The organism is Nocardia sp. NPDC004123, from assembly GCF_053603795.1.
The window spans coordinates 19,227-39,395 of record NZ_JBSGGG010000008.1 but is presented as its reverse complement, the minus strand read 5'-3'; the positions used below and the strand labels follow the sequence as shown (position 1 = coordinate 39,395).

The window sequence follows — 20,169 nt, the reverse complement described above, 5'->3', positions numbered from 1 at the left end:
GCGTCGAGTTCGGTCCGAAATGCGGAGGTGTGGATCGGAAAACGCGGCTCGCCGAGGCACAGCGCATGCTCGAGCTCGTCGGGCTCGGCAATACCGGCGGCAGGCCGCCCTACGAGCTGTCCGGCGGCATGCAGCAGCGGCCTCGGATCGCGCGGGTGCTGGTCAACGATCCGCGCGTCATCCTCGTGGACGAACCGTTCGGGGCGCTGGATCAGCTCACCCGGGAGCGGCTGCAGGTGGAGCCGCTGCGGCTGTGGCGCGAATCGGGCAAAACCATTGCGTTCGTGACCCATTCGGTGGCGGAGGCAGTATTCCTGCCCACCGGGTCCTGGTCATGAGCGCGCGTCCGGGACGGATCATCGTGGACCGGGAGATCGCATTGCCGGGCGATGTCGAGGCGGGCGTCCGGGACATCACCGGCACCGCGACACTCGAATTCCAGGCCCTGAAAACCGAATTGGCGAAGGCGATCTACACAGCCCGCATTTGATCATGAATACGACAATGGCCCGTGCCGCGACTTTGCGGAACGGGCCATCGGACGTTTCGAACCGACGCGAAACCTGAATTACAGGTAGGCGCCGCACACGGGCCAGGCGCCCGGGCCCTGACCGGCGAGCACGTTCTCCGCGACGCGGATCTGCTCCTCACGGCTGGCGTTGGCGGCACTGCCGCCGCCACCGTAGGCGTTCCAGGTGCTCTGGGTGAACTGCAGACCGCCGTAGAACCCGTTGCCGGTGTTGGCGCCCCAGTTGCCGCTGCTCTCGCACTGCGCGACAGCGTCCCAGTTGTGCCCGGCGGCCGAGGCGGTCGCGGTGGACAGCGCGAACGGGACGGACACGAGCGCACCGATGGCCGCGGCGGCAGCGAATGTGCGGGTGGTGAGCTTCCGGTTGCGATGCATAAAATGTTTCCTCGCCTGCGCCCGCCGGCCCGCGCTCTCGGCTGCGGGTCCCCGTCCCCAGGGTTATCGGTTGCTCTCGAATCGTGGGACGGAGTTGCCGGTGTTCGTCGATTCGAGCGGGGCCCGGTCGAATCCGAGCCATGAACGACGGTAACGGATCAATCACGTTAGATCACGTAACGATCACGGCCAGTTGACAGATGGATATCTTGGATACTCAATCCGTTTTCGCAGTTCGCATCGGAAGTTCGCCGAATGACATTTCTGGAATTCGTAAACAATTTTGTGACGCAGGTCACGAGAAAATAGTGATCCCGATCTCGTAATACAAACCAGAAACAAAACGATCCCCACCCAAAATCGCCCTCCGACCGGCTCGGATCGCGATGCGCACAACCATTGCCCCAGTTCAGCGCCCTGACCATAGTGCCTCCATGGCCGATGAACCCCGTTCCGGAGCCCGCGCTGTCGACCGCGCGATCCAGGTGCTGAATTGCTTCCACGGCGACGATCCGGAGCTGTCGCTGAGCGAACTCGCCCAGCGGGCCCGGCTGCCCGTCAGCACCGCACACCGTCTCGCCCAGGCCCTGGTGCGCGGCGGCCTGCTCGAGCAGGGACCGGCCGGTGATCGCTACCGCGTCGGGCACGGGCTCGCGACCCTGGCCCGGCCCGCACTCGCCCGGCTGGGCCTGGAGTCCGCCGCGCCCCATCTGTACGCGCTGGCCGCGGGCATCCGGATCACGGTCAGCGTGAGCGTCATGGACGACAGTGACGCGCTCACCGTCTTCCAGGCCCGCCCGCCGATCCACTTCTGCCACCACCAGGTGCCACGGTCCCGGCAGTCCCTGCACGCCAGCGCGGCGGGCCACGCACTACTGGCCTACTCCCCCGCCCGCGCCGCCGCCGACGTCGACCTGGACCGGGTCCGCCGCACCGGCTTCGCCTCCGAGCTGATCGAGACCGACGACCCCATCCGCGCCCTGGCGGTGCCCATCGTCGGGCCCGGCCGGCAGGTGCACGGGGCGCTGGCGGTGCAGGCCCGCTCGGCCCGCCTGGACAGCGAGCTGATCCGGGCCGTCGTGCCCGCCATGCGGATCGCCGCGGGCCGGATCGCACCGCTGTTCCAGACCACCGACGGCGCGGTGCGCGCCGCCGAGTTTCGCTCACGCTGATTTCCACATGGTGAAAAGCCGGTTGCCGCACCCCAGCGCCCATCGCAGCATGTGACCACCGCCGAATCATCGCCAGTTCCCCTGTCCGGCAAAGGAATCCCCATGACGCTCTGTTGTCGCCCAGCCCTCGAATCCCACCGAGCGACAGTCGTATTCACCGAAAGACTCCCCCATGGCATTCCCTCCCCGCCGGAGCCGGGTGCGCCGCGCCCTCGCCGCCGCGTTCGCCGTCTCCAGTGCTCTCGTCCTGCTCACCGGCTGCGCGAAAACCGACGCGGGCACGACCGCCGACGGTAGGACCGTCCTCCGCTATCAGGGATCGACCGGTCAGGTCTCCGCCTTCGAACTAGCCGCCGACCTCGGCTACTTCAGCAAGATCGACCTCCACTGGGAGGGCGACACCACCAGCGGCCCGGCCAATATCCAGGCCGCTGCCACCAAGCAGGTCGAATTCGGCAGCGCCTTCAACGGCGCCGTCATCAAGCTGGTCGCGGGTGGCGCTCCCGTCACCGCTGTCCTCAGCTCCTACGGGGCCGACGAACTCAACTTCACCGGCTACTTCGTCCGCGACAATTCCGGCATCACCTCCGCGCGCGACCTCATCGGCAAGAAGGTCGGCGTCAACACCCTGGGTGCGCACCACGAGTTCATCACCCGGCAGTGGCTGCACGACCAGGGGCTCAGCGATCAGGAGATCAAGCAGGTCCAACTGGTCGTGTTGCCGCCCGCCAGTACCGAGGACGCGCTGCGCAATGGCCAGATCGATGTGGCCGCGCTCGGCGGCGTCTTCCGTGACACCGCCGTCGGGCGGGGCGGAGTGCATCCGCTCTACACCGACAAGGACCTGTTCGGGCAGTTCGATTACGGCACTTACGTCTTCCGCAACGACTACCTGAAGTCGCATGCCGCGGCCGTCGCCGATTTCGTGCAGGGCACCGCGCGGGCCACCCGCTGGCTGCAGGTCACGCCGCGCGACGAGGTGGTGGCGCGGTTCGCCGACATCATCCACAAGCGCGGGCGCAACGAGAACACCGGACTGCTGCAGTACTACAAGAGCTCGGGCATCCCCGTCCCCGGCGGCGTGATCGCCGAACGCGAACTGCAGATCTGGATCGACTGGCTGGTCCGCAATGGGGAACTGCCCGCGGGCAAGCTCGCGGCCAAGGACCTCTACACCAACAAGGACAATCCCTACGCCAACGGCACCTACCCGGCCACCAGCGGTCCCAGCGGTGAGGCGGTGGCGAAATGAGTTCCGCGACCGTCAAACTCGCGCTCACCGGGGTCAGCAAGGACTTCGCCGTGCGCGGGGAGCAGCAGAGTTTCACCGCGCTCGCCGATATCAGCGTCGATGTGCGGGACGGTGAGTTCCTGGTCCTGGTCGGGCCCAGCGGCTCGGGCAAGTCCACCCTGCTGGATCTGCTCGGCGGGCTCGGCAAACCCACCTCCGGACAGATCCTGCTGGACGGGGCGCCGGTGACGGGACCCGGTCTGGACCGCGGGATCGTCTTCCAGCAGTACGCGCTGCTGCCCTGGCGCACCGCCCGGGCGAATATCGAATTCGGGCTGGAGGCCAAGGGCATTCGCCGCCGCGAACGCCGCGAGATCGCCGAGCACTATCTCGAACTGGTCGGCCTGGCCGGATTCGGGAACCGCTATCCGCACGAATTGTCCGGCGGCATGAAACAGCGGGTCGCCATCGCCCGCAGCCTGGCCTTCGACCCGGAGGTGCTGCTGATGGACGAGCCCTTCGCCGCCCTCGACGCCCAGACCCGGGAGTCGTTGCAGGACGAACTGTTACGGATCTGGCGGGCCACCGGGAAGACGGTGCTGTTCATCACCCACGGCATCGACGAGGCGGTGTACCTGGGGCAGCGCGTGGCGGTGCTGACCTCGCGGCCCGGCCGGATCAAGGCGGTCGTGGACATCGACCTCGACCGTGCCGGGGATCCGGATATCCGTTCCAGCGAACGATTCCGCGAACTACGCCATCACGTCTGGTCCCTGCTGCACGACGAGGTCGCGCGGGCACAGGACCTCGAGCAGGCCGCGCTCACCGCCGACAAGAGGAGCTCCCATGTCTAGCGCACTGCAACTCGTCGAAGCATCCATCGATCTCCGTCCGGAGCCGGCCCGCACCGGCGACGCCACCCATACGGGAACCCGGCATGCTCCGGCCGTGCTGCCGGCCGTCGCCAGAATCGCATGGCGAATCGGCAAGCCCGCCATCGTGATCGCGGCCTTCCTCGCCCTGTGGGAAGCCGCGCCACGGCTGGGGCTGGTGGACGAGGTGTTCCTACCGCCGTTCTCGACGGTGGTAGAGGCCGGGCTAGAGCTCATCCGCAACGGCCAACTGTGGGAACACATCTCGGCCAGCGTGACCCGGTCGCTCATCGGCTTCTCCATCGCCCTGGTCGCGGCCATTCCGGTGGGTGTGGCCATTGCCTGGTACCGGCCGGTGGCGGAATTCCTGAGCCCGGTGCTGGAACTGTTCCGCAATACCGCCGCCCTGGCGCTGCTGCCGGTGTTCATCCTGATCCTCGGCATCGGCGAGACCTCCAAGATCGCGCTGGTGGTGTACGCCGGGTTCTTCCCGATTCTGCTCAACACCATCAGCGGGGTGCGGACGGTCGATCCGCTGCTCGTGAAATCGGCCGTCTCGCTGGGGTTCTCACCGCTCCGCCTGTTCCAGAAGGTGATCCTGCCCGCCGCCGTGCCGTCGATCTTCACCGGCATCCGCATGGCCGCCTCCGGATCGATCCTGGTGCTCATCGCCGCCGAGATGTTCGGGGCGCGCTCCGGGCTCGGCTACCTGATCACCGCCGCCCAGCAGAACTTCCAGATTCCGGACATGTACGCCGGGATCGTGGCCATCGCCCTGGTCGGACTCACCTACAACGGCGTGCTCGTGGCCATCGAGCGACGGCTGTCCCGCTGGCGCGCCCACTGAAATCCGTCGAAGGAACCCTCTTCCATGTCCAACGCACGCAAAACCTTCCACCTGAACGCCTTCCTCATGGGCGTCGGCCACCACGAGGCCGCCTGGCGGCATCCGCGCACCGAGGAGCATCGGGTCCTGGAGGTGAAGCACTTCCAGGAACTGGGCCGCATCGCCGAACGCGGCAAACTCGACTCGGTGTTCTTCGCCGACGGGCTGGCCGTCGGACCCCGGATCAAGCGCAACGCGCTCTCCGTCTTCGAGCCGATCACCCTGCTCGCCGCCATCGCCGCCGTCACCGAGCACGTCGGGTTGATCGCGACCGCCTCCACCACCTACAACGAACCCTTCAACCTGGCACGGAAATTCGCGTCCCTCGACCACATCAGCGGCGGCCGGGCCGGCTGGAACATCGTCACCTCGGGTAGCGAGGACGAGGCGTTCAACTTCGGCTACGACGCCATCCCCGAGCACGCCCGCCGCTACGAGCGCGCCGACGAATTCGTCGACCTGGCGGTACGGCTCTGGGACAGCTGGGAATCCGATGCCATCGTGCTCGACCCCGAAACCGGCATCTTCGCCGACCCCGACAAGGTTCACACTCTCGACTACCGCGGCGAACGCTTCCAGGTCCGCGGTCCGCTGAATTCGCCTCGCAGCCCCCAGGGCCGCCCGTTGCTGGTGCAGGCCGGATCCTCCGAGAGCGGAAAGGAATTCGCCGCCCGCCACGCCGAAGCGGTGTTCACCGCACAGCGCTCCATCGAGGAGGGGCAGAAGTTCTACCGCGACCTGAAGTCCCGGCTGCCCAAATACGGCCGCGCCGCCGACGACCTCAAGGTTCTGCCGGGCCTGGTCCCCTTCATCGCCGACACCGAGGCCGAGGCCCGCGCACTCGAACAGGAATTCACCGACCTCATCTCCCCCGACTACGCGCTGCGGCAACTCTCCACCCTGCTCGGCGTCGACCTCACCGAGCACGCCCTCGACGCACCGCTGCCGCCTTTGCCGCAGGAGGGCGACATCCAAGGCGGCAAGAGCAGATTCACCCTCGTCAAGGAGCTCGCGGAGAAGGAGGACCTGACCGTCCGCCAGCTCATCGGCAAACTCGGCGGCGGCCGCGGCCACCGCACCTTCGCCGGCACGCCCGAACAGATCGCCGACGAACTCCAGTCCTGGTTCGACCAGGGCGCGGCCGACGGCTTCAACATCATGCCGCCCTACCTGCCCGGCGGGCTCGAGGACTTCGTCGACCGCGTGGTCCCGATCCTGCAGGAGCGCGGCCTGTTCCGCACCGACTACACCGCACCGACGCTGCGCGGCCACTACGGACTCGCGCCCGTGGAAAGCCAATTCGCCCCCGCCCGTACCCAGGCGACCGCCTGAGATCTGAAAGGAACGCACATGACCACCGCAACCGAGAACCAGGTCGGCACCTTCCGCATCGGACCCGTCGCCGGGCATATCGGCGCCGAGATCAGCGGCATCGACCTGCGCGACGACTTCACCGACGAGCAGATCGCGGTACTCACCGCCGCGCTGCACGAATACAAGGTGCTGTTCTTCCGGGATCAGCACATCGGGCACGCCGAACAGATCGCCTTCTCCCGGCGATTCGGCGCGGTCACGCCCTCGCACCCGTACGACGATGACGCGCCCACCGAGTACCCGGAGATCCTCGCCGTCGACAGCCGCCTGTACGAAAAGCGGTTCGGGAAGAAGAAATTCAGCTACACCAACCACTGGCACACCGACGTCTCGCCGCTCATCAACCCGCCGGCGGCCTCGCTGCTGCGGGCCGAGATCGCGCCCGAGCGCGGCGGAGATACCCAGTGGACCAATCTCGCCGCCGCCTACGCGGGCCTGCCGGATTCGCTCAAGTCCTTCCTCGACGGACTGCGCGCCGAACACCGATTCGGCGGCAAGCTGCCCGCCTGGGACGCGGAGAGCGACTACGCCAAGCGGGTCGCGGCCGCACCGCTGATCACCGAGCACCCGGTGGTGCGGGTGCATCCGGTGACCGGCGAACGCGTGCTCTTCGTGAACCCGGGCTTCACCACCCGCATCGTCGGCCTCAGCCCGCGCCAGAGCGACGCGCTGCTGGAACTGCTCTACGCCGAACTCTCCGATCCGGCGTACACGGTCCGATTCCGTTGGGAGAAGGGCAGTGTCGCGTTCTGGGACAACCGGGCCACCGCGCACCTCGCACCCGGCGACCTCACCCACCTCGACGTGACCCGCGTGCTCTACCGCACGACCCTGGAGGGCGACGTGCCGGTCGGCGTCGACGGCGAGCCCTCACGCTCCATCGCCGGTGCGCACTTCGGCGGCTCGCAGAACTGATCCCGCGGCGCTCGCCACGGAATCAGCGGGGCCCTCTCGACAGTGTCGAGAGGGCCCCGCTCAGTTCCTGATTCGATCCCCGTGTTCGATCCCCGGACCGTCAGCGGCCCAGCGGACGCGGCGGCGGAGGCGGGTTCTGCCAGCGCTGGTCCGGGGGCTCCTGGCGGTACTGCGGCTGCACCGGCTGCTGCTGCGGCGGTTGCGGGGACCGCTGCTCCAGAGTCGGCCGGGTCGAGGTCTGTGGCAAACCGACCGGCTCGACCGGTGTCCGCGCATCCGCCTCGGCCGCCCGGACGGCCCGCTGGGTGGCCGGGTCGGTGGCGGTGTCGAACCAGTCGGCCACCTCGTCGGCGTCGTTCTCGGGCGCTTCCGCGGCCGCACCGTCCTCGGACGGCTCGTACCGGAACACGCCGTCCTCGCCCTGCTTGCCGAAGCCGCGCGCGAAGCCCTCGAGGGCCTTGCCGAAATCGCTGGGCACCAGCCACACCTTGTTGGCGTCACCCTTGGCCACCTGCGGCAGGGTCTGCATGTACTGGTAGGCCAGCAGCTCGGGGGTCGGCTTGCCGTTCTTGATCGCGGCGAACACCTTCTCGATGGCCTTGGCCTGGCCCTGCGCCTGCAGGTAGGCGGCGGCCCGCTCACCCTGAGCGCGCAGAATGCGGGACTGCCGCTCGCCCTCGGCCGAGAGGATGGCCGACTGCTTCGAGCCTTCGGCCGAAAGGATCTGCGCCTGCTTCTGGCCCTCGGCCGTCTTGATCGACGCCTCCCGCTGACCTTCCGCGGTGAGGATGATGGCGCGCTTCTCACGGTCGGCCTTCATCTGCTTCTCCATCGATTCCTGAATCGACGGCGGCGGATCGATGGCCTTCAGCTCGACGCGCGACACCCGCAGACCCCAGCGGCCGGTGGCCTCGTCGAGCACCCCGCGCAGCTGAGTGTTGATCTGGTCGCGGGAGGTCAGGGTTTCCTCGAGGGTCATGCCGCCGACCACGTTGCGCAGCGTGGTGATCGTCAACTGTTCCACGGCCGCAATGTAATTGGAGATCTCGTAGACCGCGGCCTGCGGACTGGTGACCTGGAAGTAGACCACCGAGTCGATCTGGACGGTCAGGTTGTCCTGGGTGATGACCGGCTGCGGCGGGAACGACACCACCCGCTCGCGCAGATCCACCTTGGCGCGCACCCGATCGGCGAACGGCACCAGGAAGGTCAGCTGCCCGGACACCGTCCGCGAATACCGGCCCAGCCGCTCGATCACGGCGGCCTCGGCCTGCGGCACCAGGGCCACCGATTTGAAGACCACCACCACGACCAGGAGGATGAGTACGACGGCGACTATCAGTACAGCCATCACGGCCCTTTCATGACGACGGCGTGAGCGCCGTCGATCCGCATGATGTACACGGTCGAACCGACGGGATAGGACTCCGCGGCGTCATAGGGACGCGCGCTCCACACCTCGCCACCGAGCTTCACGCGACCGCCGTGCTCGTCGACCGTTTCGAGCACCTTCGCGGTCTTGCCGGGCAACGCGTCCACCCCGGTCTGATGTGGCGGCGGAATCGCGTAGCGCCGCAACAGGAATGGGCGGACCAGCACGAGCAGGGCAATCGACGAGACACTGAACACCACCGCGTCGATGAGGACCGACGAGCCGGTGAGCTCGTTGGCGCCCGCAGTGATGAGCGCGGCAACACCCAGCATGATCAGCACGAGACTGCCCGTGAGCATCTCGGCCGCCGCGAGCAGGATCCCCGCGACCAGCCAAACTATTGCGGCCACGTCACCAACAGTAACCGTAATCGCGGGTTACGGCCGGTATTCGTGATCACTCCGCGCTTTCTACCGGACATATCGGAATGGGCGCGGCGCGAGGGGGATTCCCGCTCAGCGCCGGTAACCTCGACGCGGTGAGTGGGCACCAACGGTACGGCGACATCTTCTCCGGGCACGCGCGCAAGCAGAAACGGGAGGTGCCCCGCGTGGTCGCCGAACGCGACCTCGTCGCCGAGGACGCGGCCACCGGATTCTGCGGCGCCGTAGTGGGTTTCGATCGCAGCTACGACGGCGAGTTCGTCAAACTCGAGGATCGCAGTGGGCGGGTCCGGCTGTTCGCACTGCGGGAAGCCGCCTTTCTGATCGACGGGCAGCCGGTGACACTCGTGAAGCCGACCGCCGCCGCGCCCACGCAGCCGACCCGATCCGCCTCGGGATCGACCCGCGTCGAAGGGCTGAAGGCGCGCGTCGCGAAGGCCAGCCGCATCTGGGTGGAGGGCGTGCACGACGCCGCACTGGTCGAGCGGGTGTGGGGACACGACCTACGGGTCGAGGGCGTGGTGGTCGAACAGCTCGAGGGCCTCGACCATCTCGGCGCCAAACTCGCCGAATTCCAGCCCGGACCGACCCGGCGCGTCGGAGTCCTGGTCGACCATTTGGTCGCCGGCTCCAAGGAATCCGGCCTGACCCAGGGCCTGGGCGCGCACGTCCTCGTCACCGGCCACCCCTACATCGACGTGTGGCAGGCCGTCCGCCCGCAGGCCGTCGGCATCCCCGCCTGGCCCGATGTCCCACGCGGCGAGGACTGGAAAACCGGCATCTGCCAGCGGCTACGCTGGGGCACGCCGCAGGAGGGGTGGCGGCGCGTCTACAACGCGGTCGACTCCTACCGCGATCTGGAGACCCCGCTCATCGGCGCGGTCGAACGACTGATCGATTTCGTCACCGAGCAGGAGTAGCCCGCCAGTTATCCTCGAATGCATGAGTTCCCCGAGTGCATCGCTGACGGTCTGGGCCGGTGCCTGGCTGGCCGGCCGCAGCGCCCCCGACGACGTGCTGGACGCGCTGCGCGCCTGGGCTCCCCAGCAGACGGTGGCCGCCGGGGATCCCGTGACCGGCGGGCGCACCGGATTGCCGTGGGCGTCCGACGACGAGCCCGCGGCAGTGGCCGGGGCGGGAATCATGGTGCTGCTCAAGGTCATCCGGGAAGCGATCGACGGGCCCGAGGCGCAGCTGCGGCTGGTGCTGCCGATCCCCGGAGACGTGCGCGGACTCCCGGCCGGTACCGAATTCGCCACCGCCGCAACCGAAGCCGAGGAAGGCATTCTGATCGGGACGGCCGGATCCAGCGGCACCGGGCTGGTCCCGGTCTGGACCGACGACGACGCACTGCAATGGCGGGTCTACTCGGCACCGATCCCCTTCGCGCTCGCACCCGAAATGCCGCTGGGCGAAGCCGAATACACCATGCGGGAGGCGGTCCGCGACGCCGCCGACGCACTCCAGCAGCTCCAGACCACCCGGCTCGGGTCCGGCGGAGTCGGGCCTCGCGAACTCGTCGAAGCCGAGCTGGCCGGACATACCAGGCATAAATACCCCGATTCGATGCCCCTGCGTGCCCGCCGGATCCTCGACACCGCCGACCAGGTGGCCGCGATCCTCACCGTCGCCGAACGCGAACCAGCCTCGGCCCCCACCTCCGCGACCGCCGTGGCCGCACAGGAGGCTCTACTGCGGCCACTCTGGAACGCGATCCGGGCCGCACGCCTGGCCGCGGTCCACGCCCGCTGACTGTCCGATTTCTTCAAGACCTCTCGTGATCGGGCCGCATACCGTTCGGGTATGGCTATTCGACTGAATGTGATCGGGATCGTGGTGACGGACATGGGTGCGTCGCTGGAGTTCTATCGGCGTCTGGGCGTGGAGTTCGCCGACGGCTCCGAGCAGCAACCGCACGTGGACGCCGACCTGGGCGGCGGTATCAAGCTGATGCTCGACACCGAGGAGACAGTCCGCTCATTCCACCCGGACTGGAAGACAGTTCCCGGGGCCGGGCGAATCGGCCTCGCGTGTGACTGCGGCTCACCCGCCGGGGTGGACCAGAAGTTCGAAGAGCTGGTCGACGCAGGCTACCGAGCAGAGCTCAAACCCTTCGATGCGTTCTGGGGCCAGCGATACGCCACAGTCCTCGACCCCGACGGGAATAGCGTCGACCTCTACGCCACCCGCGCGTAAATCGGCAAGGCCCAAGGACGAAGAGACAAAGATCGAAAGACAAAAAGATTCCTGGAGAAGGGAGGGGGGTGTCTCTATGTTCGTTGTCAAGTCGCGGGGCGGGTGTTCTGTCGGGTGAGATGCTGGGCGAAGTCGGTTGTCGGTAGCGTGATTTGGGTGGGGACGAAGGCCGAACGGCAGGCTGCCCGTCGCGTGGTGGCTGCGTATCACGAGGCGCAGCTCGGTGTGCTGATCGAGCACGTCGGCCAGGCGGTGGACCGGTTCCGGGCCAGCGAGCAGGACGCGTTCGAGGTCGACGCGGTGATTCACCGGTTCCATCGGGCAGCCCGGCAGTTGTGGTCGTTCTGTGCGCAGTCCGGCGCGCAGGTGGAATCCACCGCGCACCTGATTCAGCGCATGGACGAAGACGGCGAGGATATCGATTGGTGGCAGCGCGGCGCACCGGCCAGAGCTCGCGGTGCCGAGGATCCGGACGCCTGATCGGGCCGGTTTTGTGGCAGCTCAGGCGGCGGGGCTGCGATAGGGCTGGGACGGCCGCCGATCGAGCGTCAACGCCCGGCACCCACGTTACGAAGAGACCTAGCAGCGGCCCTGTCCCCATCAGCGGTCCGTCGACGCCACCAGGCCGCGGCGACACCACCCCCTCAGATCACGGGGTTGGTGTCGCCACGTGATGGCTTGCGCCCCTTGGAGCGACAATGCCGATCGGCTGGGAGGCCGGCGATCGACCTTCCGACCGGCGGCAGTGTGGTGAGGACAGGGGGCTGCCAGGCCGAAGGTGGTCCGTTCTACCCGGGAGGGGTCGCCGGCTCGATGGGCTTCAGCGTTGGGTCCGAGAGCTGACCAGTTGGCAGGACTCCGAGACCTCGGGCCGTGAAGACGTGACCTGTCGATTCGATCGCGATCCCCGGCGGCGGTCGCCTGCGAAGCGGTGGAGATGGCGGGGGCTGCCGCAGTGGTGGCCGTCGCAGATGCCGAACGCACTCGCGGGCCGGGCAAACGATAACAGTAGTGGCCGAGGCGGCAATCGCGGCGGCGCTGACGATCGGGGCGACGGTGGCGGTTGCGGTCGGAGTGGCAGTGGCAGTGGCAGTGGCAGGAATATCGTTGCGGGCGTTCGTGATCGGCGAGAGCCGCTGAGCCAGTGAGGGCGGGGTGGTCGCTGGCGATCGCGATTGTGACTGCGGTCGGACCCTTGGTCACGGAGGTGGGTGTGGTGGAGATGGCCGCGCCAATCGCGGTGGCGGGAATATCACCGTGGCCGTGAGTGGTTCGGTGACTGGTGGGTAGTTAGCGGCGGGTTTGTCTGTAAAAGGTGATGCGTGCCCTACCTTTCTTCCTGGGTCGGTCGGGCCTGTAATGTCGCTGCGGCCCAGGGGAATCGGGTGTGGCTTTGATGCGTGTGCCGCTGGTGGCTCGGACTGCTTGGCCGCTCGGTTCCCCGTGACGACCCTGGCCGCATATTGGGATGTGCGTGCAGTCCGTGGGCCGGGATCGGCGGGAGACGGCTCTCAACCTGGCGTCAGCTCGAGTCCGGTAGGGCAGGCGAGGTGACCACACTTCCTCGTCCCTGCGCACGCCGGCAGGACACGAGCAGCCGGGAATCACGCCGCCCGTGAACCCCACCTCGAGCAACTGGAATCGATCGCAGCAGCGACCGACTCGCCGACGTGATGTCTGTCGTTCACGCGAGGAATGCCAGTCGGGTCAAGACGTTTCGGGGCAATCCACCCGGTCCGCCCCCGATAGGGGGAATCTTTATCCATGACAACGGTTTTCCAGCCGTCGGGACTGTCGTTGACCAGCGCATGGCAGTGATCACAGACGAGCGTCAGGTTGGTCAGATCGGTGGGGCCGCCTTCGGCCCAGTCGGTGATGTGGTGCACCGCGCACATCGACGCGGGTGCATCGCATCCCGGTCGGGTGCAGCCCCTGTCGCGGGCGATCAACGCCAAACGCTGAGCCGGAGTGGCCAGGCGCTGGCAGCGACCCAGGAACAGCGGCAGCCCGTCGGCGTCGAGGACCACCAGCACCGGGCGGGTCCCCTCGGCCAGCTTCAACGCCTCGTTGATCGAGACGTGCCCGCCCGAGGCGGTGGTCGCGACCCTGGCCCCACGCTCGAGATCCGCGACGGACATGGTCAGGATGGCCTGCACCGGCAGGCCACGGTGGGAACCCAGCTTGGCCGGGTCGACACCGGGCTGCAGCAACGCGAACAGGGCGTCGTGGGTGCGCTGACCGGCATCACGACGGTCACGACGCGCGGCCGCCTCCAACACCGTCGAATCGACCACCTTGACCGTGGCAGCAACGCTGTCGGCGTCATCGATGTTGCACATACCCGGACGCGCCAACTTGGCGAACACCGCATCCAACAGCGCCCGCAGTTCCGGAGTGATCCAGCCCTCGATCCACGACATCCCGTCCACCCCGGGACGACCCAGGATCAAGCCGCGACAGCGACGGCGGTCGGCGTCGGAGACGACCTTGCCGTCGGGGTCGATACGGGCGAGGATATCGCGGCCGATCTTGGGCAGGTCATCGGGCCACCCGACACGGGAGTGGCCGACCAGGAGGCCCTCGGCTTCCACGCGAGTCTCGGCGGGGATGTCGGTGGGCAGGTGGTTCATGACGTCGATGATGTTGCGGACATGATCGCGCGAGATGTCGCCTGCCTCGAAGGCTTCGGCAGTCGCAGCCAAGGTGGCCGGGCGCAGATGACCGGTGGGTTCGAAGAATTCTCCGCACTGGCGGGTGATCTTCACCCGCACCGACGCGTCATACCTCGACAACCCCAACGTCTGGCGCAGGAACGGCACCACATTCTTCGCCCCGCTACCTTCGGGCAGCGAACGATTGCAGGCCTCGATGATCAGGCGTGAATCCAGCGCCGACAGTTGACGTTTGCAGGTTTCCAGGCGCTGCATCAACTCCACGACATCACTGTCGGAGAACGGAGTGAGGTTCCCGCAGAGGACGGAATTCGACAGGGTTTCGACGGCGGCCGCCAGGTCGGCGATGCCGCACGTGTCGAGTGTTACCCCCTTCGAATCCATGCGTCTATTTTACCTCTGCCACATGCTAATAGAGCGCGAATTGCCATGTGATATAAGGAAATTCAGACCGAGGACATTTCCACTAACCCAAGCAATTGCCCGGGCGACATGTCCGAAAACTCTCGAATATCCCGAGTCAAATGCGCTTGATCGGCGTATCCGACTAATGCGGCGACCTCCGCGAGCCCCATCCCACCCCGCGCCAGCGCCAACGCCCGCTGCATCCTCAATACCCGGCCCAGAGTCTTCGGCCCATACCCGAAGGCCGCCAAGGAGAGTCGATGCAGCCGCCGTGGACCCGTCCCCAATTCTTCGGCCGTCGCCGACACCGACATCCCTGAGCCCAGCGAGGTCACGATGAATCGCACCATCGGATCCGCGGCATCGGTCTCGCTCGCACGCCAGCGTGCGATGGTCTCGAGACCGACCGCCGGATTCGGCGCCTTGGCGATCAGCCCGGAGGCGCGGCGCAGGTCTGCCGGTGACCAGAGGTCGGCAAGATCAGCTCTGGCGTCGCGTAGTTCGTGCGCGGGCACCCCGAGGAGAGCCGGAGCCGTGCCAGGGAAGAAGCGGATCCCAGTGATCCGGTCGGCGAATCCCGCCGGCGGACGGTAGGCGCGGGTGTCCGGGCCCGCCACCGAGAGTCGCCCGTCGATCCACAGCAGATCCATGCTGCCGTCCGGCAGCACGGGCAGATCCGTGTCCACGACACCCTCGCGAGTCCACACCACCGCGCGGCCAACCCCCGACGGTCGCTCCCGATAGCCCCGCGGCGGGTGGATTTCCATCACCACGCCCACTCCTCACCGCATCCCGACCCCGAGAAGCGCTGAAACACATCCCTGTTCAGCACTTCGCGCACACTTGCATCGTTTGCTTGTTTGCACTCGATGCAATATTGCACGTTATGTCGCCGCGGGTTCCGCTGCATCGGAGACTTCGACCACGTGCTCGGACTGCCCCGGCCTCCAGGCCGTCACCTCCATGCGCCCGTCCACGATCTCGACCGACGACGCCCCCGTGATGTCGACGGCGTAGAACGGCTCGAACTTGCGGCCGCGCAGGTCGAACCCGCTCTCGGCGAACAGGTCCTCGGCCCAGCGCCGCTGCAGCTCGGGATCCTGGACATCGTGCACGGTGCCGAAGATCTTCACGTCCCCATCGATGACCTGCGTGTCCACCGTCGCCGTGTGCAGGCAGAAGCGTGGGTCGCGGGCCAGATCCGCGAACTTCGTCGTCCCCGGCATGCCGACCAGCCATAGCTCGCCCTCGAAGATGCGCGGTTCGAGCGGGCTGATGCGCGGGAAGCCGTCCTTGCGGAGGGTGGCGAGCATGCACAGGTTGCCGGTGGCGGCGTGACGACGGGTGAAGATGGTCGAGATGCGGGGTGCGGCGGCGGCGAACTCGGCCCAGGAGGTCATGTTCGCGACCGTACTCCTGGGGACCGACACCTCCGCTCGTCGAAACTCCCTGATCTCTGTTTGAATGGCCAGATGTCGATCTCCCGCCGGATCGCCGTGCTCGCCGCGGCGCTCATCGGTTGCGTCAGCCCCGCCACGCTCCCGGCGAATGCCGTGGTCGGCGGCACCGAAGCCCAGGCCGGCGACTATCCCTGGCTCGCCGCAGTCGGCACCCCGCTGTTCTTCCCCCGCGCCTCCGGCCAGTTCTGCGGCGGCGCGCTCATCGCGCCCGACCAGGTGCTCACCTCCGCCCACTGTGTGGCGATCGCCCAGCTGCTGCCGCAGGCGCTGACGGTCACCTTCGATCGCAGCGACCTGACCTCACACGACGGAACCACCGTGAGCGTCACCAATGTTCGCCTGCACCCCGATTTCCGCACCGACACGGTCAACGGCGTCGACGTCTATTACCACGACCTCGCCATCTTGACCCTCGGGACCCCGCAGCACCGGCCCACCGTGCCGATCGCCGCGGCGCAGGGCGGCAGCGCAACCGTGCTCGGCTGGGGCGGGACCTCCGAAAACGACCTGTTCAACACCGTGCTCAGGCGCGCCACCGTCCCACTGGTCTCCGACGCCGACTGCGCCGCCGACTACCCCGGCGTCTTCGATGCCACCGAGATGGTGTGCGCCGGCTCGGCCGAGGCCGACACCGCCGAATTCGACAGCGGCGGACCGCTGCTCGTCGACGGCAAGCTGGCCGGCATCACCTCGTGGGCGCGCGGGACAGCCCTGGCCGGCTCTCCGACCGTCTACGCTCGGCTGCCCGCACCGTTCTGAGGCGTCAGACCTTCGACGCCGACTGGTCGAAGGTAAAAACGCCATTGGGGTCGTAGTGCTCGGCGATGCCGTGCAGACGAGACGCGTTGTCGCCGTAGTAGGCGCTGCCCCAATTCGATAGGTCGGGGTCGATGTAGTTGACGAATGCCGTGTTCCCGGTCAGGTCGCCGAGCCGATCCCGTACCTCGTTCACGGCGTTCCGGGCATCCGATGTGGTGGCGCCGACATAGATCTGGGCGGTCGCGAGTGCGCCGCGATACGGAAAAGCCGTGTCCTTCACGCCGATTCGTGAGGGAGCCCCGGAGAGACTGTCCAGCAGAATATCCATCCCTTCGCGGCCGGTGAGCAGTGCGGTCAACCGACTCGGGTCGGAAAGCGGTTTGGTCAGTACTCGCGAGGAGGCCGTGAACGACTCGCGACCCAATACTCCCCCGCCATTCCAATTCGGCCGGCACTGCTCCACCGAATAATTCGCGCACCCGCCGAAATACATCATTCCCGATAGGTAGTCCTTGGTCAGCGAATACCTGTTGGACGGTTGGGTCTTGGTGGCTGCCACCAGTTTGTCGAGGAGACCGTTCATCTCGCTCTCGGATCCGACATAGCAGCCATTGATCCGGCACGTCGGCGGGCTCCCGGCGGAAATGCCGAGGGTGGACCAGAATTCGTCCGGAGCCGACGCGGTGAAGGTCTGCCAGGCGCCGAGCACATCGGTCAGCGATCCGGCCGGAAAGCGGACCTGGAAGACCGCCAGCTGCGATGCCGCCACGGTCTGGAAGGTGAACGAGGTGACGATGCCGAAGTTGCCGCCACCGCCACCGCGCAGCGCCCAGAAGAGATCCGGTTCCGAGGTCGCCGAGGCGGTCCGCAGCGTGCCGTCCGCGGTGACCACCTGCGCCGAAACCAGGTTGTCGCATGTCAATCCGTACTTCCCGGCCAGCACACCTACCCCGCCGCCGAGCGTCAGCCCGGCGATCCCGACCGTCGGGCAGGACCCGGCCGGGAGGCAGCGGCCCGCTCGGGCCAGTGCGGAGTACACGTCCATCAGCCGCGTGCCCGCACCGATGACCGCGGTGCCGTCCGCTTTCACCTCGACCCCGCTCATCCCGCCCAGCTCCACGACCAGGCCGTTGTCGGGTGTCGAGTAGCCGCCGTAGCTGTGCCCGCCGCTGCGTGCCGCCACCGGGATCTTCGCGGTCGCGGCGGCATAGACGCAAGCCTGCACATCGGAAGCAGTGGCGCACTGCACGATTGCCGCGGGCTGCCGGGTGTCGAACGCAGGGTTGTAGGCCAGTTTCGCCGTCGCATAACCGGAGTCGGACGGCAGATTCAGTGTCCCGCTCAAACGCTGCCGCAGCGCGACCCAATCCACCTGTCCGGCGGGCGGTTGCGCGGCAGGCACCTCCGGCACGCAGCCGGTCGCCGACCCGAGCGCCGCCAGGCTCGCGCCGAGTCCGGCTGCCCGCAACAGATTTCGCCGATTGATCGCCATGACGGCGTCCCTCCCCCGAGGGTGTGCCCGGCCCGCCGGGCACACACGAACCATTCAACGGTCGGTTATCGCGACCGTGAACGTTCGTGTTTCACCCGAGCATGCCCTCGGCGAGCCGCGCCCAATCGGCGAGAACCTGCTTGCGCCGCAGGCGATCCCGTCCCACCATCTCGTCGAGGGTCGCGCCGCGCACCAGGTTGATGGTGAGCCAGAACGCGGCCACGAGGCGCTCTCGCGGCGCGTCGATGAAACGCCCGCAGGCGTCGAGCAGTTCGATCGTCAGGTCGTGCTGCACGCGCAGCATGTTCCGGCGCAGGTCCTTGTCGTTGGCGATGCCGACATACAACTCCACCGCGGCCTTGCCCAGCTTCCCCGCGAACGGCGCGGTCACCAGCTCGACCAGCACCTCCCCCGCCGGCACCGCCCGCGACAGCGTCCGCTCCCGCCGCTGCAGCGCCTCCCCCTGCCGCTGCGTCAGATGCTCGATGGTCTGGGCGAACAATTCCTGCCGGGTGTGGAAGTGATGCAGCTGTGCGCCCCGTGTCACCCCGGCCCGCGCGGTGATGTCGGCGATCGACGCGCTCGCGTACCCGACCTCGGCCAGGCTCTCGATGGCCGCATCCAGCAGCAGCGCTCGGGTGCGGAGGCTCTTCTCCTGATGCTTGTTCGGGGGCAGACCGGATACCACCCGGTCAGTCTAGCCGCCTGACGAAATTGCGTGCTCCCTTGCACGCAATTGGGTGTCGGTCGTAATGTGACCAGCATGCCCGTCGATCGCTTGCTGCCCACACCCGAAGCCCGCGACCTCATCGAGCTCACCCGCGATATCGCGGACAAGGTGCTCGAGCCCCAGGTCGTGGAGTACGAGAAGCAGGAGCGCTACCCTGCCGAGGCGTTCCGCGCGCTCGGCGCGGCGGGGCTGCTGAGCCTGCCGTATCCGGAGGAGTTCGGCGGGGCCGGGCAGCCGTACGAGGTGTATCTGCAGGTGCTCGAGGAGCTCGGCGCGCGCTGGGCGGCGGTCGCGGTGGCGGTGAGCGTGCACAGCCTGTCGTGCCATCCATTGTTCGCCTACGGCACCGAGGAGCAGAAGCAGCGCTGGCTGCCGGAGATGCTGTCCGGCAATCTGATCGGCGCCTACAGCCTGTCCGAGTCGCATGCCGGATCCGACGCTGCCGCCCTGCGCTGCCGGGCCGTCGAGGCCGAGGGCGGCTACCGGATCACCGGCACCAAGGCGTGGATCACCAACGGCGGCAAGGCCGACTACTACACCCTGTTCGCCCGCACCGGCGAGGGCTCACGCGGCATCTCGTGCTTCCTGGTCCCCGCCGGCACCGAGGGCCTGTCGTTCGGCAAGCCCGAGGAGAAGATGGGCCTGCGCGCGGTCCCGACCACCACCGCCGCCTACGACAACGTCTTCCTCCCGGCCGAGCGGCTCATCGGCGAACCGGGGCAGGGCCTTCCGATCGCCTTCAGCGCCCTGGACTCCGGCCGCCTCGGCATCGCCGCCGTCGCCACCGGCATCGCCCAGCGTGCCCTCGACGACGCCGTCGCCTACGCCAAGGAGCGAGAAGCCTTCGGCCGCCCCATCATCGACCACCAGGGCCTCGGTTTCGTCCTGGCCGACATGGCCGCCGCCGTCGACTCCGCCCGCGCCACCTACCTCGACGCCGCCCGCCGCCGCGACGCCGGCCTCCCCTATTCCCGCCAGGCCAGCGTCGCCAAGCTCACCGCCACCGACGCCGCCATGAAGGTCACCACCGACGCCGTCCAGGTCTTCGGCGGCTACGGCTACACCCAGGACTTCCCCGTCGAGCGCTACATGCGCGAGGCCAAGATCACCCAGATCTTCGAGGGCACCAACCAGATCCAGCGCCTGGTCATCGCCCGGAGCCTGGCGAGCAGCTGAGGCTCGAATCGGTGCGACGCTAGCCCCAGGAGCCGGTCGGCACCTGGGAACCGGGCGCCGCGCCGGTGATATTCCACGAACTCATGACGTCACCGCCCGCGCAGCAGGGG

General features: G+C 67.7%; 22 protein-coding genes. 14 read left to right on the top strand and 8 right to left on the bottom strand.

What is annotated here, in order from left to right; genetic code table 11:
- Nucleotides 1-29 precede the first annotated feature (29 nt).
- A complete protein-coding gene (locus ACWEQQ_RS13080; protein WP_452348355.1) occupies nucleotides 30-338 on the top strand; it encodes an ATP-binding cassette domain-containing protein in 309 nt (102 codons plus the stop codon).
- Nucleotides 335-490 carry a hypothetical protein gene (locus ACWEQQ_RS13075; RefSeq protein WP_452348354.1) on the top strand — a complete coding sequence of 52 codons (156 nt, stop codon included), beginning with the start codon at nucleotides 335-337 and terminating at the stop codon, nucleotides 488-490. Before ACWEQQ_RS13080 ends, ACWEQQ_RS13075 begins: the two co-directional genes overlap by 4 nt.
- 78 nt (nucleotides 491-568) lie before the next feature.
- On the opposite strand, the gene ACWEQQ_RS13070 is transcribed toward ACWEQQ_RS13075, so the two are convergent.
- Entirely contained in the window at nucleotides 569-904 is a 336-nt protein-coding gene (locus tag ACWEQQ_RS13070) for a transglycosylase family protein (RefSeq protein WP_452348353.1), read from the bottom strand.
- 434 nt (nucleotides 905-1,338) lie between these two features.
- On the opposite strand from ACWEQQ_RS13070, the gene ACWEQQ_RS13065 reads away from it, so the two are divergent.
- From ACWEQQ_RS13065 to ACWEQQ_RS13040, 6 genes are all read left to right on the top strand, one after another.
- Nucleotides 1,339-2,076: an IclR family transcriptional regulator gene (locus tag ACWEQQ_RS13065; RefSeq protein WP_452340920.1), complete on the top strand. Its 738-nt coding sequence runs from the start codon at nucleotides 1,339-1,341 to the stop codon at nucleotides 2,074-2,076.
- A gap of 172 nt (nucleotides 2,077-2,248) precedes the next feature.
- Nucleotides 2,249-3,328, top strand: a complete 1,080-nt coding sequence (locus tag ACWEQQ_RS13060; protein ID WP_452348352.1) for an ABC transporter substrate-binding protein — start codon at nucleotides 2,249-2,251, stop codon at nucleotides 3,326-3,328.
- Nucleotides 3,325-4,161 (top strand): ABC transporter ATP-binding protein, encoded by an 837-nt coding sequence (locus tag ACWEQQ_RS13055; protein WP_452340922.1) that lies wholly within the window; start codon nucleotides 3,325-3,327, stop codon nucleotides 4,159-4,161. The genes ACWEQQ_RS13060 and ACWEQQ_RS13055 overlap by 4 nt, the downstream gene beginning before the upstream one ends.
- Nucleotides 4,154-5,026: an ABC transporter permease gene (locus ACWEQQ_RS13050; RefSeq protein ID WP_452348351.1), complete on the top strand. Its 873-nt coding sequence runs from the start codon at nucleotides 4,154-4,156 to the stop codon at nucleotides 5,024-5,026. Before ACWEQQ_RS13055 ends, ACWEQQ_RS13050 begins: the two co-directional genes overlap by 8 nt.
- A gap of 24 nt (nucleotides 5,027-5,050) precedes the next feature.
- Entirely contained in the window at nucleotides 5,051-6,397 is a 1,347-nt protein-coding gene (locus ACWEQQ_RS13045) for an LLM class flavin-dependent oxidoreductase (RefSeq protein ID WP_452348350.1), read from the top strand.
- A gap of 18 nt (nucleotides 6,398-6,415) precedes the next feature.
- On the top strand, nucleotides 6,416-7,354 hold the full coding sequence (locus ACWEQQ_RS13040) for a TauD/TfdA dioxygenase family protein (RefSeq protein ID WP_452348349.1): 939 nt from the start codon (nucleotides 6,416-6,418) through the stop codon (nucleotides 7,352-7,354).
- Nucleotides 7,355-7,454: 100 nt separating this feature from the next.
- Here ACWEQQ_RS13040 and ACWEQQ_RS13035 read toward each other — a convergent pair whose 3' ends face one another.
- Nucleotides 7,455-8,705: an SPFH domain-containing protein gene (locus tag ACWEQQ_RS13035; RefSeq protein WP_452348348.1), complete on the bottom strand. Its 1,251-nt coding sequence runs from the start codon at nucleotides 8,703-8,705 to the stop codon at nucleotides 7,455-7,457.
- On the bottom strand, nucleotides 8,705-9,136 hold the full coding sequence (locus tag ACWEQQ_RS13030) for an NfeD family protein (RefSeq protein WP_357007533.1): 432 nt from the start codon (nucleotides 9,134-9,136) through the stop codon (nucleotides 8,705-8,707). The genes ACWEQQ_RS13035 and ACWEQQ_RS13030 overlap by 1 nt, the downstream gene beginning before the upstream one ends.
- A gap of 128 nt (nucleotides 9,137-9,264) precedes the next feature.
- Here ACWEQQ_RS13030 and ACWEQQ_RS13025 point away from each other — a divergent pair, with 128 nt between their 5' ends.
- From ACWEQQ_RS13025 to ACWEQQ_RS13010, 4 genes are all read left to right on the top strand, one after another.
- Nucleotides 9,265-10,089, top strand: a complete 825-nt coding sequence (locus ACWEQQ_RS13025; RefSeq protein WP_452340927.1) for a DUF3097 domain-containing protein — start codon at nucleotides 9,265-9,267, stop codon at nucleotides 10,087-10,089.
- A 22-nt stretch (nucleotides 10,090-10,111) separates the two neighbouring features.
- Entirely contained in the window at nucleotides 10,112-10,921 is an 810-nt protein-coding gene (locus ACWEQQ_RS13020; protein ID WP_452348347.1) for a hypothetical protein, read from the top strand.
- Nucleotides 10,922-10,972: 51 nt separating this feature from the next.
- On the top strand, nucleotides 10,973-11,365 hold the full coding sequence (locus ACWEQQ_RS13015) for a VOC family protein (protein ID WP_452348346.1): 393 nt from the start codon (nucleotides 10,973-10,975) through the stop codon (nucleotides 11,363-11,365).
- A gap of 156 nt (nucleotides 11,366-11,521) precedes the next feature.
- On the top strand, nucleotides 11,522-11,845 hold the full coding sequence (locus ACWEQQ_RS13010; RefSeq protein WP_452348345.1) for a hypothetical protein: 324 nt from the start codon (nucleotides 11,522-11,524) through the stop codon (nucleotides 11,843-11,845).
- A 1,124-nt stretch (nucleotides 11,846-12,969) separates the two neighbouring features.
- On the opposite strand, the gene ACWEQQ_RS13005 is transcribed toward ACWEQQ_RS13010, so the two are convergent.
- The 3 genes from ACWEQQ_RS13005 to ACWEQQ_RS12995 form a co-directional block, all read right to left on the bottom strand.
- Entirely contained in the window at nucleotides 12,970-14,421 is a 1,452-nt protein-coding gene (locus tag ACWEQQ_RS13005) for a DUF222 domain-containing protein (protein ID WP_452348344.1), read from the bottom strand.
- A gap of 62 nt (nucleotides 14,422-14,483) precedes the next feature.
- On the bottom strand, nucleotides 14,484-15,209 hold the full coding sequence (locus ACWEQQ_RS13000) for a helix-turn-helix domain-containing protein (protein WP_452348536.1): 726 nt from the start codon (nucleotides 15,207-15,209) through the stop codon (nucleotides 14,484-14,486).
- A gap of 117 nt (nucleotides 15,210-15,326) precedes the next feature.
- Nucleotides 15,327-15,842 (bottom strand): pyridoxamine 5'-phosphate oxidase family protein, encoded by a 516-nt coding sequence (locus ACWEQQ_RS12995; protein ID WP_452348343.1) that lies wholly within the window; start codon nucleotides 15,840-15,842, stop codon nucleotides 15,327-15,329.
- A gap of 72 nt (nucleotides 15,843-15,914) precedes the next feature.
- Between ACWEQQ_RS12995 and ACWEQQ_RS12990 the strand changes: the two genes are divergently transcribed.
- Nucleotides 15,915-16,661 (top strand): S1 family peptidase, encoded by a 747-nt coding sequence (locus ACWEQQ_RS12990; RefSeq protein WP_452348342.1) that lies wholly within the window; start codon nucleotides 15,915-15,917, stop codon nucleotides 16,659-16,661.
- Nucleotides 16,662-16,665: 4 nt separating this feature from the next.
- On the opposite strand, the gene ACWEQQ_RS12985 is transcribed toward ACWEQQ_RS12990, so the two are convergent.
- Nucleotides 16,666-18,153: an FAD-binding oxidoreductase gene (locus tag ACWEQQ_RS12985; RefSeq protein WP_452348341.1), complete on the bottom strand. Its 1,488-nt coding sequence runs from the start codon at nucleotides 18,151-18,153 to the stop codon at nucleotides 16,666-16,668.
- A gap of 91 nt (nucleotides 18,154-18,244) precedes the next feature.
- Complete coding sequence (locus ACWEQQ_RS12980; RefSeq protein WP_452348340.1) at nucleotides 18,245-18,841, bottom strand: TetR family transcriptional regulator; 597 nt, start codon at nucleotides 18,839-18,841, stop codon at nucleotides 18,245-18,247.
- A 75-nt stretch (nucleotides 18,842-18,916) separates the two neighbouring features.
- Here ACWEQQ_RS12980 and ACWEQQ_RS12975 point away from each other — a divergent pair, with 75 nt between their 5' ends.
- Nucleotides 18,917-20,059, top strand: a complete 1,143-nt coding sequence (locus ACWEQQ_RS12975) for an acyl-CoA dehydrogenase family protein (protein WP_354849318.1) — start codon at nucleotides 18,917-18,919, stop codon at nucleotides 20,057-20,059.
- Nucleotides 20,060-20,169: the final 110 nt, after the last annotated feature.